The sequence below is a fragment of the Thermaerobacter nagasakiensis genome, from assembly GCF_055396825.1.
This window is the reverse complement of record NZ_AP043740.1, coordinates 174,631-194,156: the sequence shown is the minus strand read 5'-3', so window position 1 is coordinate 194,156 and position 19,526 is coordinate 174,631. Positions and strand designations below refer to the sequence as shown.

Sequence of the window (19,526 nt, the reverse complement as noted above, 5' to 3'; positions counted from 1 at the left end):
GTCAGGCCGGGGTGCGATACGGAACGGGCTGGGTACGGACGGGACTGCGAGGTGAGCGGCGTGGTGGAATCGGCCTGGTTGATCCCGCTCTTCCCCCTGGCGGCCTTCGTGCTGACGGTGTTCTTCGGCCGCCGGCTGGGCGAGCGGGCGGGCTGGATCGGCGTCACCGGCATGCTGGCGGCGGCGATCCTGTCCCTGGGCGTATTCCGGGACGCGGTGGCCCGCCCCGAGGCCTACGAGGCCGCGTGGCGGTGGCTGCAGTTCGGCTCCTTCGAGCTGCGGGCCGGGTTCCGGGTCGACAACCTGGAAGCGGCCCTGCTCTTAATGGTGTCCTTCGTCAGCTTGATGGTGCACGTCTTCTCCCTGGGCTACATGCATGGCGATGCCCGCTACAACCGCTACTTCGCCCTGATCTCCCTGTTCACGGCGGGCATGCTCGGGCTGGTCATCGCCGACAACGCCGTCTTCTGGCTGATCTGGTGGGAGATCATGGGCGCCTGCTCCTACCTGCTCATCGGCCACTGGTTCGAGGAGCGGGAGAACCAGGCGGCGGCGTACAAGGCCTTCATCACCACCCGCATCGGCGACGTGCTGATGATGGCCGGCTTCTGGTACATGTTCCACCTGACGGGCAGCCTGCGTTTCGCCGACTGGCAGGCCTGGGTGGAGCACCAGGCGGGGGCGGGGGCCCCGGACTTCGCCCGGGCCATGACCGTGGCGGCCCTCCTGATCTTCGGCGGCGCGGTGGGGAAGTCGGCCCAGGCGCCGCTGCACGTGTGGCTGCCTGACGCCATGGCCGGTCCTACGCCCGTCAGTGCCCTGATCCACGCCGCCACCATGGTGGCCGCGGGCGTGTTCCTCGTCGCCCGGACCTACTTCATCTTCGCCGAGTCGGCCACGGCCCTGGCGGTGGTGGCCTTCCTGGGGGCGTTCACGGCCTTCCTGGCGGCCAGCATCGCCGTGGTGCAGACCGATATCAAGAAGGTGCTGGCCTACTCGACGGTCAGCCAGCTGGGCTACATGGTCATGGCCTTGGGCGTGGGCGGCTACGCGGCCGCCATGTTCCACCTGTGGACCCACGGCTTCTTCAAGGCCCTGCTCTTCCTGGGCTCGGGGGCCGTCATCCACGCCGTGCACACCCAGGACATGCGGGAGATGGGCGGCCTGGCCGGCAAGATGAAGCTGACGGCCCTGACCTTCATCGTCGGCACCTTGGCCCTGGCCGGCATCTGGCCCTTCGCCGGGTTCTACTCCAAGGACGAGATCCTGCTGGCGGCCTACCACTCCCCCTACCCGGTGCTCTTCTGGGTGGGCACCCTGACCGCCGGGCTGACGGCCTTCTACATGACCCGGGCCGTGGTGCTGACCTTCTTCGGCCGGCCGCGGGACGTCCACAAGTACGAGCACGCCCACGAGGGCGGGCCGGAGCTGCGCTGGCCGCTGGTTTTGCTGGCCATCCCGGCCTTTGCCGCGGGCTTTCTGGCCCCGGCCCTCTTCGGCGCGCCGGTGCACGAGTTCATCACCTTCGGCGAGCACGTGGCGGCTCACGAGCCCGAGTCCGTCGTGGTGCTGCTCGGCACCCTGTTCGCCGTGGGCGGCATCCTTCTCGCCATCGTGGTGTACGGTCTGGGCTGGATCTCGCCCGAGACCCTGCGCGCGGCCTTTGCCACGCCCTACTTCGTCCTGCAGGAGAAGTGGTTCTTTGACCGGGCCTACCAGGTGGTGGTCCTGGGCGGTTCGTCCGCGCTGGCGCGGCTGGTGGCCGGCTTCGACCGGCTGGTGGTGGACGGCATCGTCAACGGCGTGGCGCGCCTGGTGGCCGGCGTGGGCGAGGTGGTGCGGCGCTGGTCCACCGGCCTGGTGCAGGGGTACATGCTGACCCTCTTCGCCGGCGTGGTGGTGCTGGCGCTGCTGATCCTGCAAGTGACGGGAGGCCTGAGGTGATGTCCGCGTCGCTGCCCTATCTCAGCCTGATCCTGGGGGTGCCGGCGGCGGGCGCGCTGCTCACCCTCCTGATCCCCCGGGAAAACCACCGGGCCATTCGCCTCGTGGGGACCGTGGCCCTGGCCGTGCCGCTGCTGCTGGTGGCGGCGGTCTGGGCCGGGTTCGACCCGGCCGCGGGCGGCCCGCAGTTCGTGGAGCGCTACCGCTGGATCCCCACCCTGGGCGCCTGGTACTACCTGGGCGTCGACGGGCTGTCCCTGCCCCTGGTGGCCTTGACGGCGCTGGTCGCGCCCCTGGCGGCCCTGGCTTCCTGGGGCATCGAGCAGCGCGTCAAAGAGTACTGGGTGCTGCTGGGCATCCTGGTGACCGGGATCTTCGGCGTGTTCCTGGCGCTGGACTACCTGCTGTTCTACGTGTTCTTCGAGCTGTCCCTGATCCCCATGTACTTCCTTATCGGCATCTGGGGCGGCCCGCGCCGGGACTACGCCTCCCTGAAGTTCTTCATCTACACCCTGGTCGGCAGCATCGTGCTGATCGTGGGCATCCTGGGCCTGTACTTCCTCACGGGCGCCAGCACCTTCGACATGGTGGAACTGGCGCGCCGGGCGCCGGCGGCGGTGCCGCAGGCGCTCAAGCTGCCGCTGTTCCTGCTGCTCTTCGCCGGGTTCGCCATCAAGACGCCCATGTGGCCGGTGCACACCTGGCTGCCCGACGCCCACGTGGAGGCGCCGACCCCCATCAGCGTGATCCTGGCCGCGGTCCTGCTGAAGATGGGCACCTACGGCATGATGCGCATCACCTGGCCCACCCTGCCCGACGTGGCCCGGGACCTGGCCGGCACCCTGGCCGTGCTGGCGGTGATCGCCATCCTCTACGGCGCCTTCACGGCGCTGGGCCAGCGGGACTTCAAGCGGCTGGTGGCCTACTCGTCGGTCAGCCAGATGGGCTTCGTGGTCCTGGCCCTGGCGGCCGCGGCGGCGGCGCCGGCGGCGGCGGAGGCGGCCCAGCTGGCGGGGCGCGATCCCCAGGTGGTGCTCCAGGCGGGCCAGTCCGCCACCATGGCGGCCGTGTTCATGATGGTGGCCCACGGCCTGGCCTCCGCCCTGCTGTTCCTCCTGGTGGGCTTCTGGTATGACCGCACCCACACGCGGGATTTCGACCGGCTGGGGGGCATGTTCCGTACCACGCCGGTGGCGGCCACCTTCCTGGGCATCGCCGCCTTCGCCAACCTGGGACTGCCCGGGTTCAGCACCTTCATCGGCGAGTTCTTCACCCTGATGGGGACCCTGCCGGTGTTCCCGGTGGCGGTGTACGTCGCCCTGATCGGCCTGGTGGGCGGTGCCATGTACAACCTCACCATGCTGCAGCGGGTGGCCATGGGCGGGCCGAAGCCGGAGTGGCACGGCCTGCCTGATGTGTCGGCCCGTGAGCTGGCGACCTTCGTGCCCCTGGTGGCGGCCATGCTGCTTCTGGGCTGGATGCCGGGGTTGCTGACCCAGGTCTTGAGCACGCCCGTCGCGCAATTCGTCGCCAAGTTGGGGGGGATGTGAGGATGCCAGTGCCATCGGCTGGAGAACTGGTCTATCTCCTGCCCGAGATCGTCCTGGTCTTCACGGCCATGCTCCTCCTGCTGGCAGACGCCTTTGCGGGCGGGCGGGCGGAAACCCAGGGGGCCGTGGCCTCGGGGGCCGGAACCGGGTCCGTGCCGTTGAGCAGCGCCCAAGAGGCGCGTCGGGACTGGATCGGCTATCTGGCCGTGCTGGGCGTGGTGGTGGCCATGATCCTGATCCGGCGCGACCTGACCCAGCCCGGGCCCATCCTGGGGAACATGGTGGCCAGCGACGGCTACGCCGCCTTTTTCAAGGCCGTGTTCCTCATCGCCACGGCGCTGGTGGCGCTGATTTCCATCGACTATGTGGCCGCCCGGGGCATCGCCGCGGGGGAGTACTTCAGCCTGCTGCTGCTGGCCACCACCGGGGCCCTGTTCATGGCGGGCGCGGCCAACCTGCTGACCTTCTACCTGGGCCTGGAGCTCCTGTCCCTCAGCTCCTACGCCCTGGCCGGCCTGATGCGCACCGATCCGCGTTCCCAGGAGGCCTCGCTGAAGTACTTCCTCAACGGCGCCCTGAGCTCCGGCATCCTGCTCTTCGGTATCTCCCTGCTCTACGGGGCCACGGGCACCTTCGACCTAGTCGAACTGGCCCAGCAGGCGGGCCAGGCGCTGCAGGGCGGCGCCACCGCCGGGCCGCTCCCGGCGCCGGTACTGGCCCTGGGCATCGCCTTCCTCCTGGCCGGCCTGGCCTTCAAGGCGGGTGCGGTGCCCTTCCACCTCTGGCTTCCTGACGCCTACCAGGGCGCGCCCACGCCCATCACCGCCTACCTGGCGGTGGCGTCGGAGGGTGCGGCTTTCGCCGCCATCCTGCGGGTGTTCTACGGCGGCCTGGGCGGCGCGCAGGGCAGCTGGCAGCTGGCCTTCGTCCTCCTGGCCGTGCTGACCATGACCGTGGCCAACGTGGCCGCGCTGCGGCAGACGGACGTCAAGCGCCTGATGGCCTATTCGTCCATCGCCCAGGCAGGGTACATCCTGGCGGCCGTCGCCGCGGCCACCGAGCTCAGCCGGCCGGCCGTCCTGTACTACGTGATGGCCTATACCTTCATGAACGTGGGGGCCTTTGCCGTGATCACCGCCCTGCAGGTCCAGGGCGAGGGCCGGGAGGTGCGGGATTTCGCCGGCCTGGCCCGCCGGGAGCCGCTGCTGGCCGCCCTGCTGGTGGTGTTCCTGGTTTCCCTGGTCGGCCTGCCGCCCACGGCCGGGTTCATGGCCAAGTTCTCGGTGTTCCGGTCCCTGGTGGCCGCGGGCAACTACTGGCTGCCGGTGGTGGTGGCCCTCAACAGTGTGATCTCCGTGGGCTACTACTACAACTTGGTGCGGTACATGTACGTGGTGTCGCCGGAGAAGGAGCCCGTCCCCGACACCCCGGTGGCGGTGCCGGCGCCCATCTGGACCGTGCTGGTGGTGTGCGTGTTCTTCACCCTGGTGCTGGGGCTCTGGCCCGAGGCCTTCGTCCGGTGGGCCGAGGTGTCGCTGATGGCCATGGGGGGCCGCAGCTTCTAAGCCGGGCCCAGGTTGCGTGGTGCAAGGTCCCGCAGGAAAACGGACAGGGGCCGGCGCGGTCAAGCGGCGCCGGCCCCTGTTCCTTGGCCCCCGGTCCTTGCGCGCCAGGTCCTTGCCTGGCAGGCCTGGTCCTTGCCTCGCTACTGGACGACAAGCACCGGCCCGTCCCAGTGCTCGATCACATAGGCGCTCACGCTGCCCAGCAGCGCCGCCTGCAACCGGCCCAAGCCCCGGCGACCGACCACCAGGAGGTCCGGCCTTTGTTCCCGGGCCACCGCCACGATCTCGTGGCCCGGGTCACCGCGGCGCAGCAGCTGGAGGACCGGGGGCCGGGGCTCGGGCAGGCGCCGGGCGGCGGCCTCCAGGATGGACCGGCCGAGGCGCTCCGATTCCTCCATGAACCGGTACACGGCGTCCAGACCGACGAACAGGTCACCGCTCATGCCGGCGACGCAGTGGACCAGGATCACCTGGGCGCCTTCCCTTCCCTGGATGAGGCGCCCGGCCATGTCCACGGCCCGGGCCGAGGGCGGCGAGCCGTCGACGGCGACCATCACTTTCAAACGGTTCCGACCCCCTTCCGGCGCCATCAGCCGGCTTCTCCCGAACGGGCGCCCGGGATGGGCGAGTAGGCGGCGGCACCCGACGGCGATCCGGGAGCCCTGCCGAAGGACCAGCGCAGCAGGATGGGCGTGATCAGGGTGGTGAAGAGGGTCATCACCACCATGACGGAGAACACCGCCTGGGAGATGACGCCCTCCTGAAGCCCGATGCCGGCCACGATCAGGGCGACCTCGCCCCGGCTGACCATGCCGATGCCCACCCGCAGCGCCTCCATCCAGCCGAAGCCGAAGGGGCGCACCCCCAGCCCGGAACCCACGATCTTCCCCAGGACCGCCGCCACCAGGATGAGGACGAGGAAGCCCGGGCCGCTGGCGGCCACCGACTGGACCAGGTCGGCTTCGAGGCCGATGTTGACGAAGAAGATGGGGACGAAAAAGCCGTAGGCCAGGATGGCCAGCCGTTCTTCCACCGCCTGCTTCAACTCGGGGACCAGGGCGAGCATCACGCCCGCCATGTACGACCCGGTGATGGCCGCCACGCCGCCCAGTTCCTCCGCGGCGACGGCCAGCAGCAGGCCGGAGACCAGCGCCATGGCAAACTGGGGTTCCGTGCCAGGCCACCGGCCAGCCTGGCGGAGCAACCAGGGCAGGACCCACCGCCCAGCGGCGAGGGCCGCCGCGAAGAAGGCGGCCATGCGGAGGAGGATGAGGGCCACGGTCGCCAGCCCGGCCCCACCGGCACCGGCTGCGGGCCCTTCGGGACCGGCGGCCGCGGCGGCCTGGTCCGCCAGGGGTGCCGCGGCCATCCCGGCCTGATGCAGCGCCACCACCACCGAGAGGATCACGATGCCCATCACGTCGTCGATGACGGCGGCACCAAGGACCGTGGTGCCTTCGCGGGACCGCAGGCGGCCCAGTTCCAGCAAGGTCTGGGCGGTGATGCTGACGGAGGTGGCGGTGAGGATGGTGCCGATGAAGATGCTCTCGTAGACGGGAAAGCCGAAGGCGAGGCCCAGGGCCGTGCCGCTCAGGAAAGGCAGGGCCACCCCGCCGGCGGCGCCGGAGAAGGCGGCCGCGCCCACCTTGCGCATCTCCTGCAGGTCGGTCTCCAGGCCGGCCAGGAACATCAGAAAAATCACACCCAGCTCGGCCAGGTCGCCCACCAGATGCTCGAGATACTGGGGATCGGAGAACAGCGGCCAGTGGAGAATGTCCAGCAGGGTGGGACCCAGCAGGATCCCGGCCAGCAACTCCCCAAACACGGCAGGCTGGCCGAGCCGCTTGGAAAGCGCGCCGGCACCCTTCGCCGCGGTGATGACCAGCGCCACCAGAACCGCCACCTGCAAGAACGAGGGCATGTCCAGCAGGTCCTCCTCCGCCAGGGAACGGTCCGGCGGCGGCAACGCGTCCGGGACCGTTCCCGTACGTCCCCCGGCCGGAACGCCGGCCGGACGGGCTCCCCTCGCTCCTCAGGAGCGCGAGGGGTTGCCGGCCTGCCCGCGCCGCCCTGCGGCACCGGAGGCATCAGCCGGCCGGGATGGCTCCCCGGCAGCCGCCGTGGCGTACCACGCGGCGAGCCGCTCCGTCACGTGAGGGGATCCCTGGGCCTCGGCCGATGGCAAAACCAGCCGGCCCAGATGCTCGGGATTCAACTGCCAGCAGCCGTGCTCCAGTACCGGCCCGCCGGCCGGGCGCCGGGTCAGCACCAGGACCGGCTGCAGGGGTTCCGGCCAGGTTAGGCCGGCGGCGGCCAGGGACTCGCCCAGGGACCTGGTCCGTGCCTGCAGCAAGTCGCAGGCCCGCCGGAGGTGCTTGCGGGCCGATCGTGGCCGGGCGGCGGCCGACAGATCCAGCGTACCCAAAACCCACGCGCGGTTGGAGCCCACCAGCAGGATCTCCGCACCGCCCCGCCCGGCTGGACCCCTGTGGGCCGCGGGCAGGGCCACCCGCAAGATCCCCGGTGGCAGCTGGTCCACCGCGTCCAGCAAGCGCCGCCGGCCGTCGGCCACCTGCAACAAGGTGAAGAAGCGGGCCGCCGCCAGCCCGGCCCCCACCAGGCACCAGAATCCGAACATGTCCAGGATGTTCACGCCGGTCAGCTGGCGCAGGCGGAACAGCGAACCCGCGCCCCAGCCGAAGGCAAGACACGCCGCAGCCCAGCCCCAGGGGAGCGACGGGGGTTGCAGCGGGGTGCCGATCCAGCCTTGCCGGTTGCCGGCCACGGGGGTGGCCGCAGCCGGGCCTGCCGTGCTGGAGGAACCGCCCATACCCTCACGACCTCCTGTCCAGCGGGCGCCAGGGCCCTCAGACGAAGGATCTGTACAAAGCGCAGAGGGGCACCGGCCATCGGCACCCGGTGCCCCTCCCTTGCGACGCGGTGCGATGTCGCCACCAGCGGGGCGGCCTGAAGCAGCCCTGAAGAAGGCAGGGGCGGTGGTCAGGAGCCACCGCCGGCGCCACCCTGGGAACCGGACCCCCCACCCTGGCCCTGTCCCTGTTCGCCGGCACTGCCGCTGCCTTCAGCCGGGTTGGGCTCCTGGGCGGCGCGCTGGTCCACGTCGCCGAGACCCATCAGGAAGCGGGCCAGCAGGCGAATCTCTTCCTGCGACATGGCATCCTTGTACGGCGGCATGATGCTGCGGAACTTCTCCGCTTCCTTGCGATACACCTCGGTCAGGTCCACCGGGGTGCCCTGACCGTGCCACACGGAGGGCATCCGCTCCCAGGGCTCGAAGGACTGCGGGTCGCTGATCCAGCGCTCGGTGAACTCCTGGCTGGGGAGCCACTCCCCGGCGCGGGTCAGGTTGGGCCCGACCACCCCGCCGTAGCTGCCCAGGGTGTGGCACTGGACGCAGTTCATCGTGACGAAGAGCTCCTTGGCCCGCTGGTTCTCTTCGTCCGTCAGGCCCGCCGCCTTGACGTCCAGATCCTGCGCCGTCACCGGCCGGGTGCGCTGTTCCTGCTGGCCGGTATCCTGGTTCTGGACGTACTCCGTCACGGTGAGGCGCGCTACCTCGGGAGCCGCGGCATGCTTGCTGGGCTCCTGCCAGTTCCCGTACATCAGGAAGGTCACCAGGTCGCGGATCTGCTGCTCGTTGAGCGGCCCGTTATCCGCGGTCGACCAGGTGGGCATCCGGGTGTACGAGTGGATCTTGCCGTCCTCGATCTCCCACGTGTTGTGGTCGAACCCCGGCCGGCCCCGGGCGATCACCTTGGTCAGGAAGTCCTGGATGGTCGCGGCCTGGATGGGTGTCTTGCCCTCGGCCCGGAACTCCTCCCGGTTCAGGGGGGGACCGATGATGCCCTCGCCCACCGGCCCGTGGCACAACATGCAGTTCTGGGCGTAGAGCTGGGCGCCGTGGGCGGCCTGTTCTTCCCGCGCCGCCGCCGACGCCTTGGTCATGCGCTGGCTTTCGAAGAGCCAGTACCCCTGGATGATCAGGATCAGCACCCAGAGCAGTGACAGGGCGACGACCTTGCGCTTGCTCAAGGCTGGGACTCCTTTCCGCGCGGGCGGGAGTCAGTCGTCCTCGCCGGACTTCTCCAGCGGGCGTCCCGTGAACCGCTCCACGGTGTCAACCGCCACCAGGCAGAGAAAGATCACGATCATCACGGCCAGAAGTTCAACGGATTCCAGTACCTCGAACATGGTCCCAACCTCCTCGCCGTGGCACCCGGCCGCACCGGCCCCTGGCCCCCGTCGCAACCGGCGGGGCGAAGCGGGCACGGGACGCCCTCGCGCTCCGCCGGATCCGCCTCCGGACGGCCTCCCCGGGGAGCGCCCCCCGGGACGGCCGGATTAAGAGACCGGTGTCAGCTGGCTGGGGTCAAAGGCCTGGCGCTGCTGCACACGGCCGGTGTCGACCCACACGTTGCCCGCGGCATCGATCTCGATGGGGAAGTAGTCCATCGGCCGCGGGGCAGGGCCGCCGATCTTCTCGCCGACCTTGTTGAACTGCGAACCGTGGCAGGGGCAGCAGAAGCAGCCGCCCGCGTCGGGCCGTTCTTCCGGCTTCCACGGTACCGTGCAGCCCAGGTGGGTGCAGCGCCAGTACAGGGCGATGAGCCCCTGCTCGGTGTGGACCAGGTAGAACTTGCCCGCGTCCACCTTGGTGACCGACCCCACCGGGAAGTTGGACACCGGCCCGATGTTGATCTTCTGCCCGAAGAAGCCCACCTTCCGCGGCCAGAAGTAATAGGCGAAGTTACCGGCGAACTGGCCGAGCCAGAGCAAGGCCGATCCCCAGAGGGCCCAGTGCAGGAAATCGCGGCGCGTAACGGGCTCGTCCCGGCGGGCGGCGGCACCATGCCCGCCGGCCCGGGCCGCGGGCCTGGCCGCCGCACCGGCTGCGGACCCCGGCCCTGCGGCGGCACCGCCCTTGCCGGCTCCGGCCCCCGCCTTGGCGGCTGCCGCCTTGGCTGCGGCTGCCCTGGCTGCGGCCAGCTTTTCCGGATCCACCTTGGGCCGCGCCGGCGTGCCGGCGGCCTCCTGGCCCCCCTGGCCTCCCTGGCCCGCAGGCGCTCCGCCCGCGGCGACGGGAGTATCCTGGGGGGTGCCGGACGCTCCGCCTGCGGGCTCGGCCCGGTCCGGGCTTCCCGCTTCAGCGCCTGTCGCCGGCTGATCCTTGCCGGCTTCCGGGCTGCGCTCGCGTTCGTCGGCCATGTGCCAATCCCTCCAGCCATCAAGAGCATCCCGATGCCTAGTACCCGATCAGTGGGGCGGTTCCAGCTGCCACGGCCACACCAGGTGCAGGCTCTCGCCGCGGAAGCCGGTGCCGATGATGGTCAGAACGAAGTAGGAGGCGACGAACACCGTGAACAGCGCGATGATGGTCTCCCGGGTGTTGGCCTGGTAACGCCGGCGCACGATGACCGCCAGGACGCCCGGCACCGCCGCCATGACGATCAGCGGAATCACCACGCCGGCGATGTGCTCCACCAGCTGCGCCTGGGCGTGGATCGCCTCGGGGCTCATGAACAGGCTGAACACCGCGGCGACCAGGCCGCGGGTGCCGATGTAGTCGACGCCCCCCACGTTGACCGCGAAGAAAGCGTCAAACAGGATCAGGCCCAGCACGATCAGCGACGTGTACAGGAAGGAGAACTTGAAGATCCGCAAGCCCTTCTCGCCCGCGAACCACACGCCGGTGTCCGAGGGGTCCGTATCGATGTAGGGGATGGCTGCGATCAGGACCAGCACGAGCCCCGGCACGATGACGCCGGCCAGGCTGGGGTGCATGTGCAGCAGCAGCTCCTGCAGGTTGAGGAAGTACCAGGGCGCCTTGGCCGGGTTGGGCGTGTGGGACGGGTTGGCCAGCTCCAGAAGGGGCGCCTTGATCAGGATGGCCAGAAGCGACAGGCCGATGGTGTAGATCAGGGCCCCGACGAATTCGATCAAGAGCAGATGGGGCCAGACCGTCACCTGTTCCTTGGGGTTCGGCCGCTGCGGCTCCTCGCCGGTCGCGGCCGGAGCCGGTTGTGGCTGTGCCACGGGACTCCCTCCTCGTGCCCTCCGTTGCTGGCGTGTTCGGCGGATGCGGCCTCTGGCCGGGCTCGGGCGGCGAACCGCCCGTCTCCCCGGCTACTGCCTCAGCGGGAGAAGCCGTCCTTGCGGACCCGCCAGAAGTGCATCCCCATGAACACGGCCGCCACCAGCGGCAGGGCGAAGACGTGCAGCGTGTACCACCGGATCAGGGTGTTCTGGTTGATGTCGTAGCCGCCGATCAGGAGGAACTTCAGCTTGTCGCCCACGAAGGGCGTCGCGCCGGCCATGTTGGTACCCACCGTCACCGCCCAGTAGGCCAGCTGGTCCCACGGCAGTAGGTAGCCGGTGAAGCTCATCAGGAACGTCAGCACCAGCAGGATCACGCCGATGACCCAGTTGAACTGCCGGGGCGGCTTGTAGGCGCCGGTGTAGAAAACCCGTACCATATGTAGAAACACCAGCAGCACCATGGCGTGGGCCGCCCAGCGGTGGATGTTGCGGAAGAACTGGCCGAAGGCCACGGTGGTCTCCAGGTCTTCGATGCTGAAGTAGGCCTGGGGGACCGAGGGGATGTAGTAGAACATCAGGATGACGCCGGTGACCGTCAACAGGATGAACATGAAAAACGACGTGCCGCCGAGCCCGAAGGTGTAGCGGAACGTCAGCGCCTGCCGGGTGATCCGGCCCGGGTGCAGGTGCAGGAACAGGCTGTTCAGAACCGCCAGGCCGCGGGTGCGCCGGTCCCGCGGGTAGGGGTTCATGTACATCGACTTCCAGAGGGCGCTGTTGAAGATCCAGTCGGCAAGCCGCCCGATCAGCGACTTGCGCCCCCCGGACGCCGGCGGCTGTTGCTCCGGTGTACCAACCCGGCTCAACGGGAAGCTCCTCCTTCCGGCCGACGATGGTTGCCGCCCTGCGGAGCCGGCCGCGCGGGACCAGGCCCCAGCCCTGGAACGGCGCCCTGTCGAGCAGGCGGGATGGGCGCCAGGGGGGCGGCGGGCCGGCGGGGCCGGATCGGTCGAGCCGCCGGCCGCAACCCGGGCCACCCGGGTGTCCGGACGCCGGAACCGCGGCCCAGCGGCCTGCCGGTTCGCACGGGGCCCCGCATGTCTACCACTCAGCACTACACAAAGTCGCTTTCCACCCGCAAGGGTCGCACACCGGATTATGCCTGGGCCGGCTCGGGCGACCATCCGAGCCGGCCCAGGCCAGGCCGGACGCCTGCCGCCCGTTCCCGGACACCGGGACCCTTGCCACGGCGAAGGCTCCCGAACCAGGGCGTTAGTATTCCCTCCCTGCGCAGGATCCCGTCCCACGACCTGTCAGGGGAGTTGCATCGGCGGCGCGCCTGTCGCACCCTGCAGGAGGCAGACCTTCGGACAGGTTCCTGGCACCCGGAAGGAAACCCGAGGGCGCTGGCGAATCCCGCCCTCGTAGATGGGACTACATATGGTGGAGAATGATGTCGCGGCGCCTAGATGTTGTTGTTCGGCGCCGCCGTCGTTCCCCCGGGCAGGGAAAGGAGGTGAGCCGGTGCGCTGTCCCCGCTGTCTCGCACCGGACACGCGGGTGCTGGACTCCCGCCCGACGGAAGAGGGCATGGCCGTCCGCCGCCGGCGGGAGTGCCAGGCGTGCGGCGAGCGCTTCACCACTTACGAAAAGGTGGAGGTCACGCCGCTCCTGGTCATCAAGAAGGACGGCCGGCGCGAGGCGTTCGACCGGGACAAGGTGCTGCGCGGCATGCTCACCGCCTGCGAGAAGCGCCCGGTCGAGCTGGAGCGCCTGCAGGCCATCGCCGCCGAGATCGAGCGCGAACTCCAGAGCCGGTATGACAAGGAAGTGGAGTCGCGGGTCATCGGCGAGATGGTCATGGAACGCCTGCGGCACCTGGACCAGGTGGCTTACGTTCGCTTCGCATCGGTCTACCGCCAGTTCAAGGACCTGGAGACCTTCCGCCGCGAGCTGGACCGGCTGCTGGGAGGGGACGAACCGGCTCCCGCTCCCCGCAGCGCCGGGGAGGCCTCCTCCGATCCTGCCGGGGACCGCCAGGCGCCGGCGGCCGCCGCCGGCGGCAGCGCCGGCCCGGTTCAAGCGGGGGACGGGCACCCCGCGGCCGGTATCGTGCGGGGGACAAGCCCGGTAGGCCCCCGCTGAAAAGGAGGACCGCCGATGGAACTCACGGGTATCCGGAAGACCGTGTTCCTGGATCGGTACGCCCGCAAGGGGCCCGACGGGAAACCGGTGGAATCGTCGCCGGAAGAGATGTGGGACCGGGTCGCCCGGGCCATCGCCGAGGTGGAGGAACCGGACCGGCGGGAGGTCTGGGAGCGGCGCTTCCGCCAGGCCCTGGATGGATTCAAGTTTGTTCCCGGCGGTCGTATCCTGGCCGGCGCCGGTACCGGGAACAAAGTGACTTATTATAACTGCTACGTGATCCCGTCCCCCGAGGACAGCCGCAAGGGGATCATGGACAACGTTTCGCTCATGGTGGAGATCATGTCCCGGGGCGGCGGCGTGGGCGTGAACCTCTCCACCCTGCGCCCGCGGGGCACCTACGTCAAGGGAGTGAACGGCACCGCCAGCGGTCCCGTGTCGTGGGCCGAGGTGTACAGCACGGCCACGGGCAGCGTGATCCAGGGCGGCAGCCGCCGGGGCGCCCTCATGCTGATGCTGGACGACGACCACCCGGACATCGAGGAGTTCATCACCGTCAAGCGGGACCTGACCAAGATCACCAACGCCAACCTTTCGGTGTGCATCAGCGACGCCTTCATGGAGGCCGTCCAGCAGGATCTGCCCTGGGACCTGAAGTGGAACGGCAAGGTGTACAAGACCGTGCGGGCCCGGGACCTGTGGGAGCTGATCTGCGAGTCGGCCTGGGCGTCGGGTGAGCCGGGCGTGGTGTTCATGGAGCGGGTCAACAAGCGCTCCAACACCTGGTACTGCGAGCCCATCAACTGCGTGAACCCCTGCTTCGTGGGGTCCACGCGCCTGGCCACCGCCGAAGGGCTCAAGACCATGGAAGAGCTCTACCGGGAGGGCCGTCCCGTCACCGTCCTCACCGACCTGCGGGCGGAGGACGCCGCGCTGCAGGTGGTGGGTGCGGGCGCCGGCTTCCCGCGCCTGGGGACCCGGTTGCGTCCGGCGGCGCCGGTCATGCTCACCCGGCGGCAGGCCGAAGTCATGCGGCTGGTCACGGAGCACGGCTTTGAGGTGGTGGCCACGCCGGATCATCCCTTCCTGACCCCGGCGGGCTACGTGGCGCTCAAGGACCTGCGCCCCGGCGACGTGCTGTTCCTGCAGTCCGGCGAGGGGGCCTGGCCGGCCGACCCGCAGCTGCCGGACGAATGGCACCGGGCGGTGGCCGCCCGCGGCCGCATGCGGGGGCGCATCGAGCGGGGCGAGGCCGCTCCGCCCCGAACCTGGAGCCGCGAACTCGGCCAGGTGCTGGGCTGGCTGACGGGCGACGGCTACGTGTACCGCGATCAAGGCAAGCCGCGGGTGGGGTTCGTCTTCGGTTGCGACGAGGCCGACGTCCTGCCGGTGATCCGTGAGCGGATCCGCCGCTGGTTCGGCGTCCGCGGAGCGGTCAGCACCAGGAACCACACCACGGCCCTGCTGTACGGTAGCACGGTGGCCACCTTCTTCGAGAGCCTGGGGGTCCGGGCCGTCAAGGCGCGGGAGAAGCGGGTCCCCGAGGCGTTGTGGCGCGCTCCCCGGGAGGCGGTGGTGGGTTTCCTGCAGGGGCTGTTCACCAGCGACGGCACCGTCAACCGGACCGACGCCAAGAAGTCCTGCTCGATCCGCCTGGCCAGCAGCTCGAAGGCGCTGCTGCAGGACGTGCAGTTGCTCCTTCTGAACCTGGGCATCGTGGCCGCGCTGCGGGAGCGACGGGCCGGTGGGGAGAGCCGGCTGCCCGACAGCCGCCGCCGGCTGCGGCGCTACGCCACCGCCCCGCAGTACGAGCTCATCCTGGACAAGGCCAACCGCGACCGGTTCCTCACCGAGGTGGGGTTCATGAGCCCGCGCAAACAGGAGAAGGTGGCGGCCTTCGTGGCCGGCAAGGCGCGGCGCTCCAACCGGGAGACCTACATCACCCGGGTGGTGGCGGTGGAACCGGCGGGCACCGCCGACGTGTACGACACCACGGAGCCGGTGACCCACTCGCTGATCGCCAACGGCCTGGTGGCCCACAACTGCGGCGAGCAGCCGCTGGGCCCCTGGGGCGTCTGCAACCTGGGCGCCATCAACCTGGCCGCGTTCGTCCACGAAGGCGAACTCGACCTGGAGGGCCTGAAGGACACGGTGGCCGTGGCCGTCCGGTTCCTGGACAACGTCATCGACGCCACGGAGTACTTCTTCCCCGAGAACGAGAAGGCTCAGCGGTACGGGGTGCGGCGCATCGGCCTGGGGACCATGGGCCTGGCCGACATGCTGATCAAGCTGGGTGTGCGCTACGGCAGCGAGAAGGCCTTCGAGGTCTGCGACCAGGTGTACCGGCTGATCCGCGACGAGGCCTACCGGGTGTCGGCGCTGCTGGCCCAGGAAAAGGGGCCCTTCCCCCTGTTCGACCGGGAGAAGTACCTGCAGGGCTGGTTCATCCAGCGGCTGCCCGAGGACATCCGGCAGCTCATCGCCCAGCACGGCATCCGCAACGGGTTCCTGCTGACCCAGGCGCCCACGGGCACCACCAGCCTGCTGGCGGGCGTGAGCTCGGGCATCGAGCCGGTCTTTGCGTTCTCTTTCAAGCGCACGGACCGGACGGGCACCCACATCGTCTATCACGAGCTCTACAAGGAGTGGCTGGAGAAGCACCCTGACGAGCCCGTGCCCGACTACTTCGTGTCGGCGGACCAGCTGACGCCGGAAGAGCACGTGCGCATGCAGGCGGTGATCCAGCAGTACGTGGACGCCTCCATTTCCAAGACCGTCAACGCGCCGCGGGAGCATACCGTCGACCAGGTGCGCACCCTGTACCGGTTGGCGTACGAGCTGGGCTGCAAGGGCATCACCTACTACCGCGACGGCAGCCGGGAAGGCGTGCTGCACAAGCTGGACGACGGCGAGAAGGGCCGGCAAGGCAAGGGGGCGGCCCAGGGGGCTGCGGCCGCAGGGGCCGGCGCGGGGCCGGACACGGGCGGTGCAGGCGAGCCCCAGCAGCCGGCGGTGGCGGTGACGGGGGCGCCCGGTACCCCGGGCGGCCTGCGGGTCACCTGGGGGCAGATCCGGCCCATCGAGCGGCCGAGCAAGCTCAACGGCTTTACCGTGCGGCGGACCACGCCGCTGGGCAACCTCTACCTGACGTTGAACACGTTCAACGGTTACCCCTTCGAGCTGTTCGCCCAGATCGGCAAGGCGGGCTCCGACGTGGCGGCCTTCACCGAGGCCATTGCCCGTCTGGTGTCCCTGGCCTTCCGGGCCGGTATCGACCCCCACGAGGTGGTGGAGCAGCTGCGCGGCATCGGCGGCAGCCGCTCCGTCGGCTTCGGCCCCAACCGGGTGCTGTCGGTGCCCGACGCCATCGCCCAGTTCCTTGACGACTACCTGGCCGGCAAGATCGAGCGGGATCCGGTGGATGAGGTGGCCGCCGGGCAGCTGACGGTCTTCCCCGGCGACCCCGCCCAGGAGGCGCGGGAGGTCGTGGCGGCGGCGCGGGCGGGCCAGGGGGCTGCCGCTGCGGACGAACCGGCCGGCGGCACCGGGGCGGGTCTCGCCGGCGATGCCGGGACCGGCGCCCAGGGATCCGGTGGGGCGGCCGGCAACGGCGCGGCCGGCAACGGCACGGCCCGGACCGATGGCGTCACGGAGGGCGGACGGGCCCTTGCCGCCGGAGGCACGGCGGGCCACGGGCGGCAGGGGGCAGCGCCCATCACCGGCGGCAACGGCCGGGAGCTCAGCATGAACCTGTGTCCGGAGTGCGGCAGCCACGCCCTGGTGCATGAAGAGGGCTGCAGCAAGTGCCTGGCCTGCGGCTACAGCGAGTGCTGAGGCGGCAGGGGCCGGGCGCCGGTGGCCGGGCACAGGGCGGGACACCGGAGGCGGAAGGGCAAGACGGGGCCTGAGGCCCCAGGGCAAGGGGGCGACCGGGCCGCCGCCCGGCCGCAACGGGCAGGGCCGGCACGGGCGGCGGAACCGGGCCCCAAGCCGGGCCGAGACGGCAGAGCCGTGGCAGGGGGCGGGGGCAGGATCCCCGCCCCCGCCTTCCATGGGGCCCGCCTGTCATCACCGGGGCCGGCCGGCGGCCTATGGTCCCAAGGCCTGCGCCGACGGCCTGCCGGTTGCCGTGGCCAGGATCAAGGGGGGTCGCTTGCACTGGCGGTCCGAACGTCACCTGCCGTCGGGAGCCAGGGCCGCCCCGCCGGGGGAAATCGTTTGACCTGCCGATCCGGCCAAAGAGCGGCTGAAAGGAACCTCGGGGGCCGGAGCGGCGGACCAAACCAAGGACCAGGGAGGGCCCAAGGTGCCGGAGCGGGAGCTGTCGGGGCAGGTGTGGGTGATCACCGGCGGCGCCGGGGCCATCGCCGGCAGCGTGGCCCGTGCCTTCGCCGCTGCGGGGGCGCGGCTGGTGCTGGCGGACGTGGCCGGCGCAGCCCTGGAGGCCCGGGCCCGGGAACTGGGGGCCGAGTTCGTCCCGGTGGACCTGACCCGGGCCGGGGAGGCCGAGGGGCTGGCCCGGCAGGTCCAGGCCCGCATGGGGCGGATCGACGGGCTGATCCACACCGTGGGCACCTACGCCGGTGGCCGGGTGCACGAGGTGGACCCGGCCCAGTACGACCGGCTCTTCGACCTGAACGTGCGGACCCTGTTCTACTGCGTGCGGGCGGTCCTGCCGGTGATGCTGGAGCAGGAGGAGGGTTTCATCGCCGGTTTCGCCTCCGGTCCCGCATGGCGGGGTGCCGGACCCCGCGCCGCCCTGTACGCGGCGGCCAAGGGCGCCGTGGCCACCTTCCTCCGCTCGCTGGACGAGGAGCTGCGGGAGGGGCAGCCGCCGGGTTCCGGAGGTGCACCCCCGTCCAGGGGGCGCATCCGCGTGGCCGTGGTCTACCCGATGGGCGTGGTGGACACCCCCGCCAACCGGAAGGCCATGCCCGGTGCCGATCCGGCGGGCTGGATCGACCCCGGCGAGATCGCTGCGGCCCTGCTCTTCGCCGCCACCCGGGGACCCGGCGGGAGGCTGCTGGAACTGCCCGTCTACCCGGGACGATGAGGGACGGCACAGTGACGGCCTGGCAGCCGCCCCGGCGGGAGGGGCGCCGGCCGGGCAGGCGGCGGAGGGAACCGCCCAGCCGGCGGGCCGCCGGGGCCAGGCCAGGGCGGCCCGGGCGTTGCCCGGGAAGCGGGCCGGCCCACCGCTCAGCCCGCGGCCGCCGGTCGTTGGGGACCTGTCGCCATGCGGCTCGAGAGCAGGAGGGTCGCCGCCAGCACCGCCGCACCGCCTGCCAGCATGGGCGGCGTGAAGGGAACGCCCAGCCAGAGGGTGGCCGAAGCGGCGGCGGCCAGCGGTTCCATGCAGGCCAGCAGGCTGGTCTGGGACGGGCGCAGGTGGCGGAGGCTGACCAGGTACAGGGTGAAGGCCAGCAGGGTGCCGCCCAGCACCACGAAGGACCACAGGCCCGCCGCCACGCCGTCCCAGGGGACGGGACGGGGACCAGGGTGCCACGGCGGCGCCACGATGCCCATGGCCGCCCCGCCCAGCGCCATGGCCCAGCCGATGACCAGTGCCGCCGGCCACCGCCGCAGGAGGCCGGCACCGGCCACGGTGTAGAAGGCCAGAGTCAAGGCCGAGACCAGGCCCCAGACCACGGCCCCGGCCGGTACGGCCAGCCGGCCCACGGACCCGCCCGTGGCCAACAGCAGCGTGCCGCCCAGCGCCAGCAGCAGCGCGGCCACCTCATGGTTACGGGGCCGGCGCCGCCAGCGCAGCACCTCGTACACCGTGACGAAGGCCGGCCCGAGGTATTGGAGGAACGTGGCCGTGGCCGCGTTGCCCAGGGCGATGGAGGCCATGTAGCTGTACTGAACCCCGACCAGGCCGCCCAGGGCAAAGGCGACCAGTTGCCGGCGGGACGCCCCGTCCCGCCAGGGCGCCAGGCGGTCGCGGGCGCCCAGCCACGGGCTGGCCAGAAGCAGCACCAGCCCCGCCACCAGCATGCGGGTGGTGACCAGCCACTGGGGGGTGACGCCGTAGCCCTGCATCAGCTGCTGGGCAGCGGTGCCGGAGAGGCCCCAGAGGCCGGCACCGGCCAGCACGCCGGCCACGGCCCGCCGCACCTGGGCGGCGGTGCTGCCCGTGCTCGCAGGGAGCCCGGTCGGGGAAAGGGCCTGGGGAGCAGCCATGATGGCTTGGTGATTCGTGGCCCCGGCCCGGGATCCTGCCGGTCCGGCCTGCTGGGCAGGCCCGTCGCGCAAGCCCGTTTCT

15 protein-coding genes are annotated in these 19,526 nt (G+C 70.9%); 6 read left to right on the top strand and 9 right to left on the bottom strand.

Going from position 1 to position 19,526, the window contains the following annotated elements; all coding sequences use genetic code 11:
• Window positions 1-60 precede the first annotated feature (60 nt).
• Genes nuoL through ACZ5T9_RS00810 form a run of 3 tightly spaced genes read left to right on the top strand, consistent with a single transcriptional unit; the run spans window position 61 to window position 5,059 of the window.
• Window positions 61-1,944 carry an NADH-quinone oxidoreductase subunit L gene (nuoL, locus tag ACZ5T9_RS00820; RefSeq protein WP_464833450.1) on the top strand — a complete coding sequence of 628 codons (1,884 nt, stop codon included), beginning with the start codon at window positions 61-63 and terminating at the stop codon, window positions 1,942-1,944.
• Window positions 1,944-3,494 (top strand): complex I subunit 4 family protein, encoded by a 1,551-nt coding sequence (locus tag ACZ5T9_RS00815; protein ID WP_006904533.1) that lies wholly within the window; start codon window positions 1,944-1,946, stop codon window positions 3,492-3,494. Before nuoL ends, ACZ5T9_RS00815 begins: the two co-directional genes overlap by 1 nt.
• 2 nt (window positions 3,495-3,496) lie before the next feature.
• Window positions 3,497-5,059, top strand: a complete 1,563-nt coding sequence (locus ACZ5T9_RS00810) for an NADH-quinone oxidoreductase subunit N (protein WP_006904532.1) — start codon at window positions 3,497-3,499, stop codon at window positions 5,057-5,059.
• A gap of 140 nt (window positions 5,060-5,199) precedes the next feature.
• On the opposite strand, the gene ACZ5T9_RS00805 is transcribed toward ACZ5T9_RS00810, so the two are convergent.
• The 8 genes from ACZ5T9_RS00805 to extP all read right to left on the bottom strand — a co-directional run bounded on the left by ACZ5T9_RS00805 (window position 5,200) and on the right by extP (window position 11,982).
• Window positions 5,200-5,613, bottom strand: a complete 414-nt coding sequence (locus ACZ5T9_RS00805; protein WP_242823390.1) for a universal stress protein — start codon at window positions 5,611-5,613, stop codon at window positions 5,200-5,202.
• A gap of 35 nt (window positions 5,614-5,648) precedes the next feature.
• Window positions 5,649-6,980: a cation:proton antiporter gene (locus ACZ5T9_RS00800; RefSeq protein ID WP_464833449.1), complete on the bottom strand. Its 1,332-nt coding sequence runs from the start codon at window positions 6,978-6,980 to the stop codon at window positions 5,649-5,651.
• Between the two features lie 111 nt (window positions 6,981-7,091).
• Window positions 7,092-7,889 carry a hypothetical protein gene (locus ACZ5T9_RS00795; protein WP_006904528.1) on the bottom strand — a complete coding sequence of 266 codons (798 nt, stop codon included), beginning with the start codon at window positions 7,887-7,889 and terminating at the stop codon, window positions 7,092-7,094.
• A gap of 170 nt (window positions 7,890-8,059) precedes the next feature.
• Window positions 8,060-9,112: a c-type cytochrome gene (locus ACZ5T9_RS00790; RefSeq protein ID WP_464833447.1), complete on the bottom strand. Its 1,053-nt coding sequence runs from the start codon at window positions 9,110-9,112 to the stop codon at window positions 8,060-8,062.
• A 30-nt stretch (window positions 9,113-9,142) separates the two neighbouring features.
• Window positions 9,143-9,271 carry a hypothetical protein gene (locus tag ACZ5T9_RS00785; RefSeq protein WP_006904526.1) on the bottom strand — a complete coding sequence of 43 codons (129 nt, stop codon included), beginning with the start codon at window positions 9,269-9,271 and terminating at the stop codon, window positions 9,143-9,145.
• Between the two features lie 150 nt (window positions 9,272-9,421).
• A complete protein-coding gene (locus ACZ5T9_RS00780) occupies window positions 9,422-10,285 on the bottom strand; it encodes a QcrA and Rieske domain-containing protein (RefSeq protein WP_006904525.1) in 864 nt (287 codons plus the stop codon).
• A 48-nt stretch (window positions 10,286-10,333) separates the two neighbouring features.
• Window positions 10,334-11,113: a menaquinol-cytochrome C reductase gene (locus tag ACZ5T9_RS00775; RefSeq protein ID WP_464833444.1), complete on the bottom strand. Its 780-nt coding sequence runs from the start codon at window positions 11,111-11,113 to the stop codon at window positions 10,334-10,336.
• Window positions 11,114-11,211: 98 nt separating this feature from the next.
• On the bottom strand, window positions 11,212-11,982 hold the full coding sequence (gene extP / locus ACZ5T9_RS00770) for a selenite/tellurite reduction operon b-type cytochrome ExtP (protein WP_006904523.1): 771 nt from the start codon (window positions 11,980-11,982) through the stop codon (window positions 11,212-11,214).
• A 658-nt stretch (window positions 11,983-12,640) separates the two neighbouring features.
• Between extP and nrdR the strand changes: the two genes are divergently transcribed.
• From nrdR to ACZ5T9_RS00755, 3 genes are all read left to right on the top strand, one after another.
• Window positions 12,641-13,261, top strand: a complete 621-nt coding sequence (gene nrdR / locus ACZ5T9_RS00765; protein ID WP_464833442.1) for a transcriptional regulator NrdR — start codon at window positions 12,641-12,643, stop codon at window positions 13,259-13,261.
• Window positions 13,262-13,276: 15 nt separating this feature from the next.
• Window positions 13,277-17,095: an LAGLIDADG family homing endonuclease gene (locus ACZ5T9_RS00760; RefSeq protein WP_464833441.1), complete on the top strand. Its 3,819-nt coding sequence runs from the start codon at window positions 13,277-13,279 to the stop codon at window positions 17,093-17,095.
• 472 nt (window positions 17,096-17,567) lie between these two features.
• Window positions 17,568-18,314, top strand: coding sequence for an SDR family oxidoreductase (locus ACZ5T9_RS00755; RefSeq protein ID WP_464833439.1), 747 nt, complete (start codon window positions 17,568-17,570; stop codon window positions 18,312-18,314).
• A gap of 146 nt (window positions 18,315-18,460) precedes the next feature.
• Here ACZ5T9_RS00755 and ACZ5T9_RS00750 read toward each other — a convergent pair whose 3' ends face one another.
• Window positions 18,461-19,516 (bottom strand): DMT family transporter, encoded by a 1,056-nt coding sequence (locus ACZ5T9_RS00750; RefSeq protein ID WP_464833438.1) that lies wholly within the window; start codon window positions 19,514-19,516, stop codon window positions 18,461-18,463.
• Window positions 19,517-19,526: the final 10 nt, after the last annotated feature.

Bases quoted from the DNA above. Each gene is read 5' to 3' on its own strand.
- ACZ5T9_RS00795 (WP_006904528.1), bottom strand. From the start codon at position 7,889: ATGGGCGGTTCCTCCAGCACGGCAGGCCCGGCTGCGGCCACCCCCGTG.
- ACZ5T9_RS00810 (WP_006904532.1), top strand. From the start codon at position 3,497: ATGCCAGTGCCATCGGCTGGAGAACTGGTCTATCTCCTGCCCGAGATC.
- ACZ5T9_RS00815 (WP_006904533.1), top strand. From the start codon at position 1,944: ATGTCCGCGTCGCTGCCCTATCTCAGCCTGATCCTGGGGGTGCCGGCG.
- ACZ5T9_RS00800 (WP_464833449.1), bottom strand. From the start codon at position 6,980: ATGCCCTCGTTCTTGCAGGTGGCGGTTCTGGTGGCGCTGGTCATCACC.
- ACZ5T9_RS00805 (WP_242823390.1), bottom strand. From the start codon at position 5,613: ATGGTCGCCGTCGACGGCTCGCCGCCCTCGGCCCGGGCCGTGGACATG.
- ACZ5T9_RS00785 (WP_006904526.1), bottom strand. From the start codon at position 9,271: ATGTTCGAGGTACTGGAATCCGTTGAACTTCTGGCCGTGATGATCGTG.
- ACZ5T9_RS00780 (WP_006904525.1), bottom strand. From the start codon at position 10,285: ATGGCCGACGAACGCGAGCGCAGCCCGGAAGCCGGCAAGGATCAGCCG.
- ACZ5T9_RS00760 (WP_464833441.1), top strand. From the start codon at position 13,277: ATGGAACTCACGGGTATCCGGAAGACCGTGTTCCTGGATCGGTACGCC.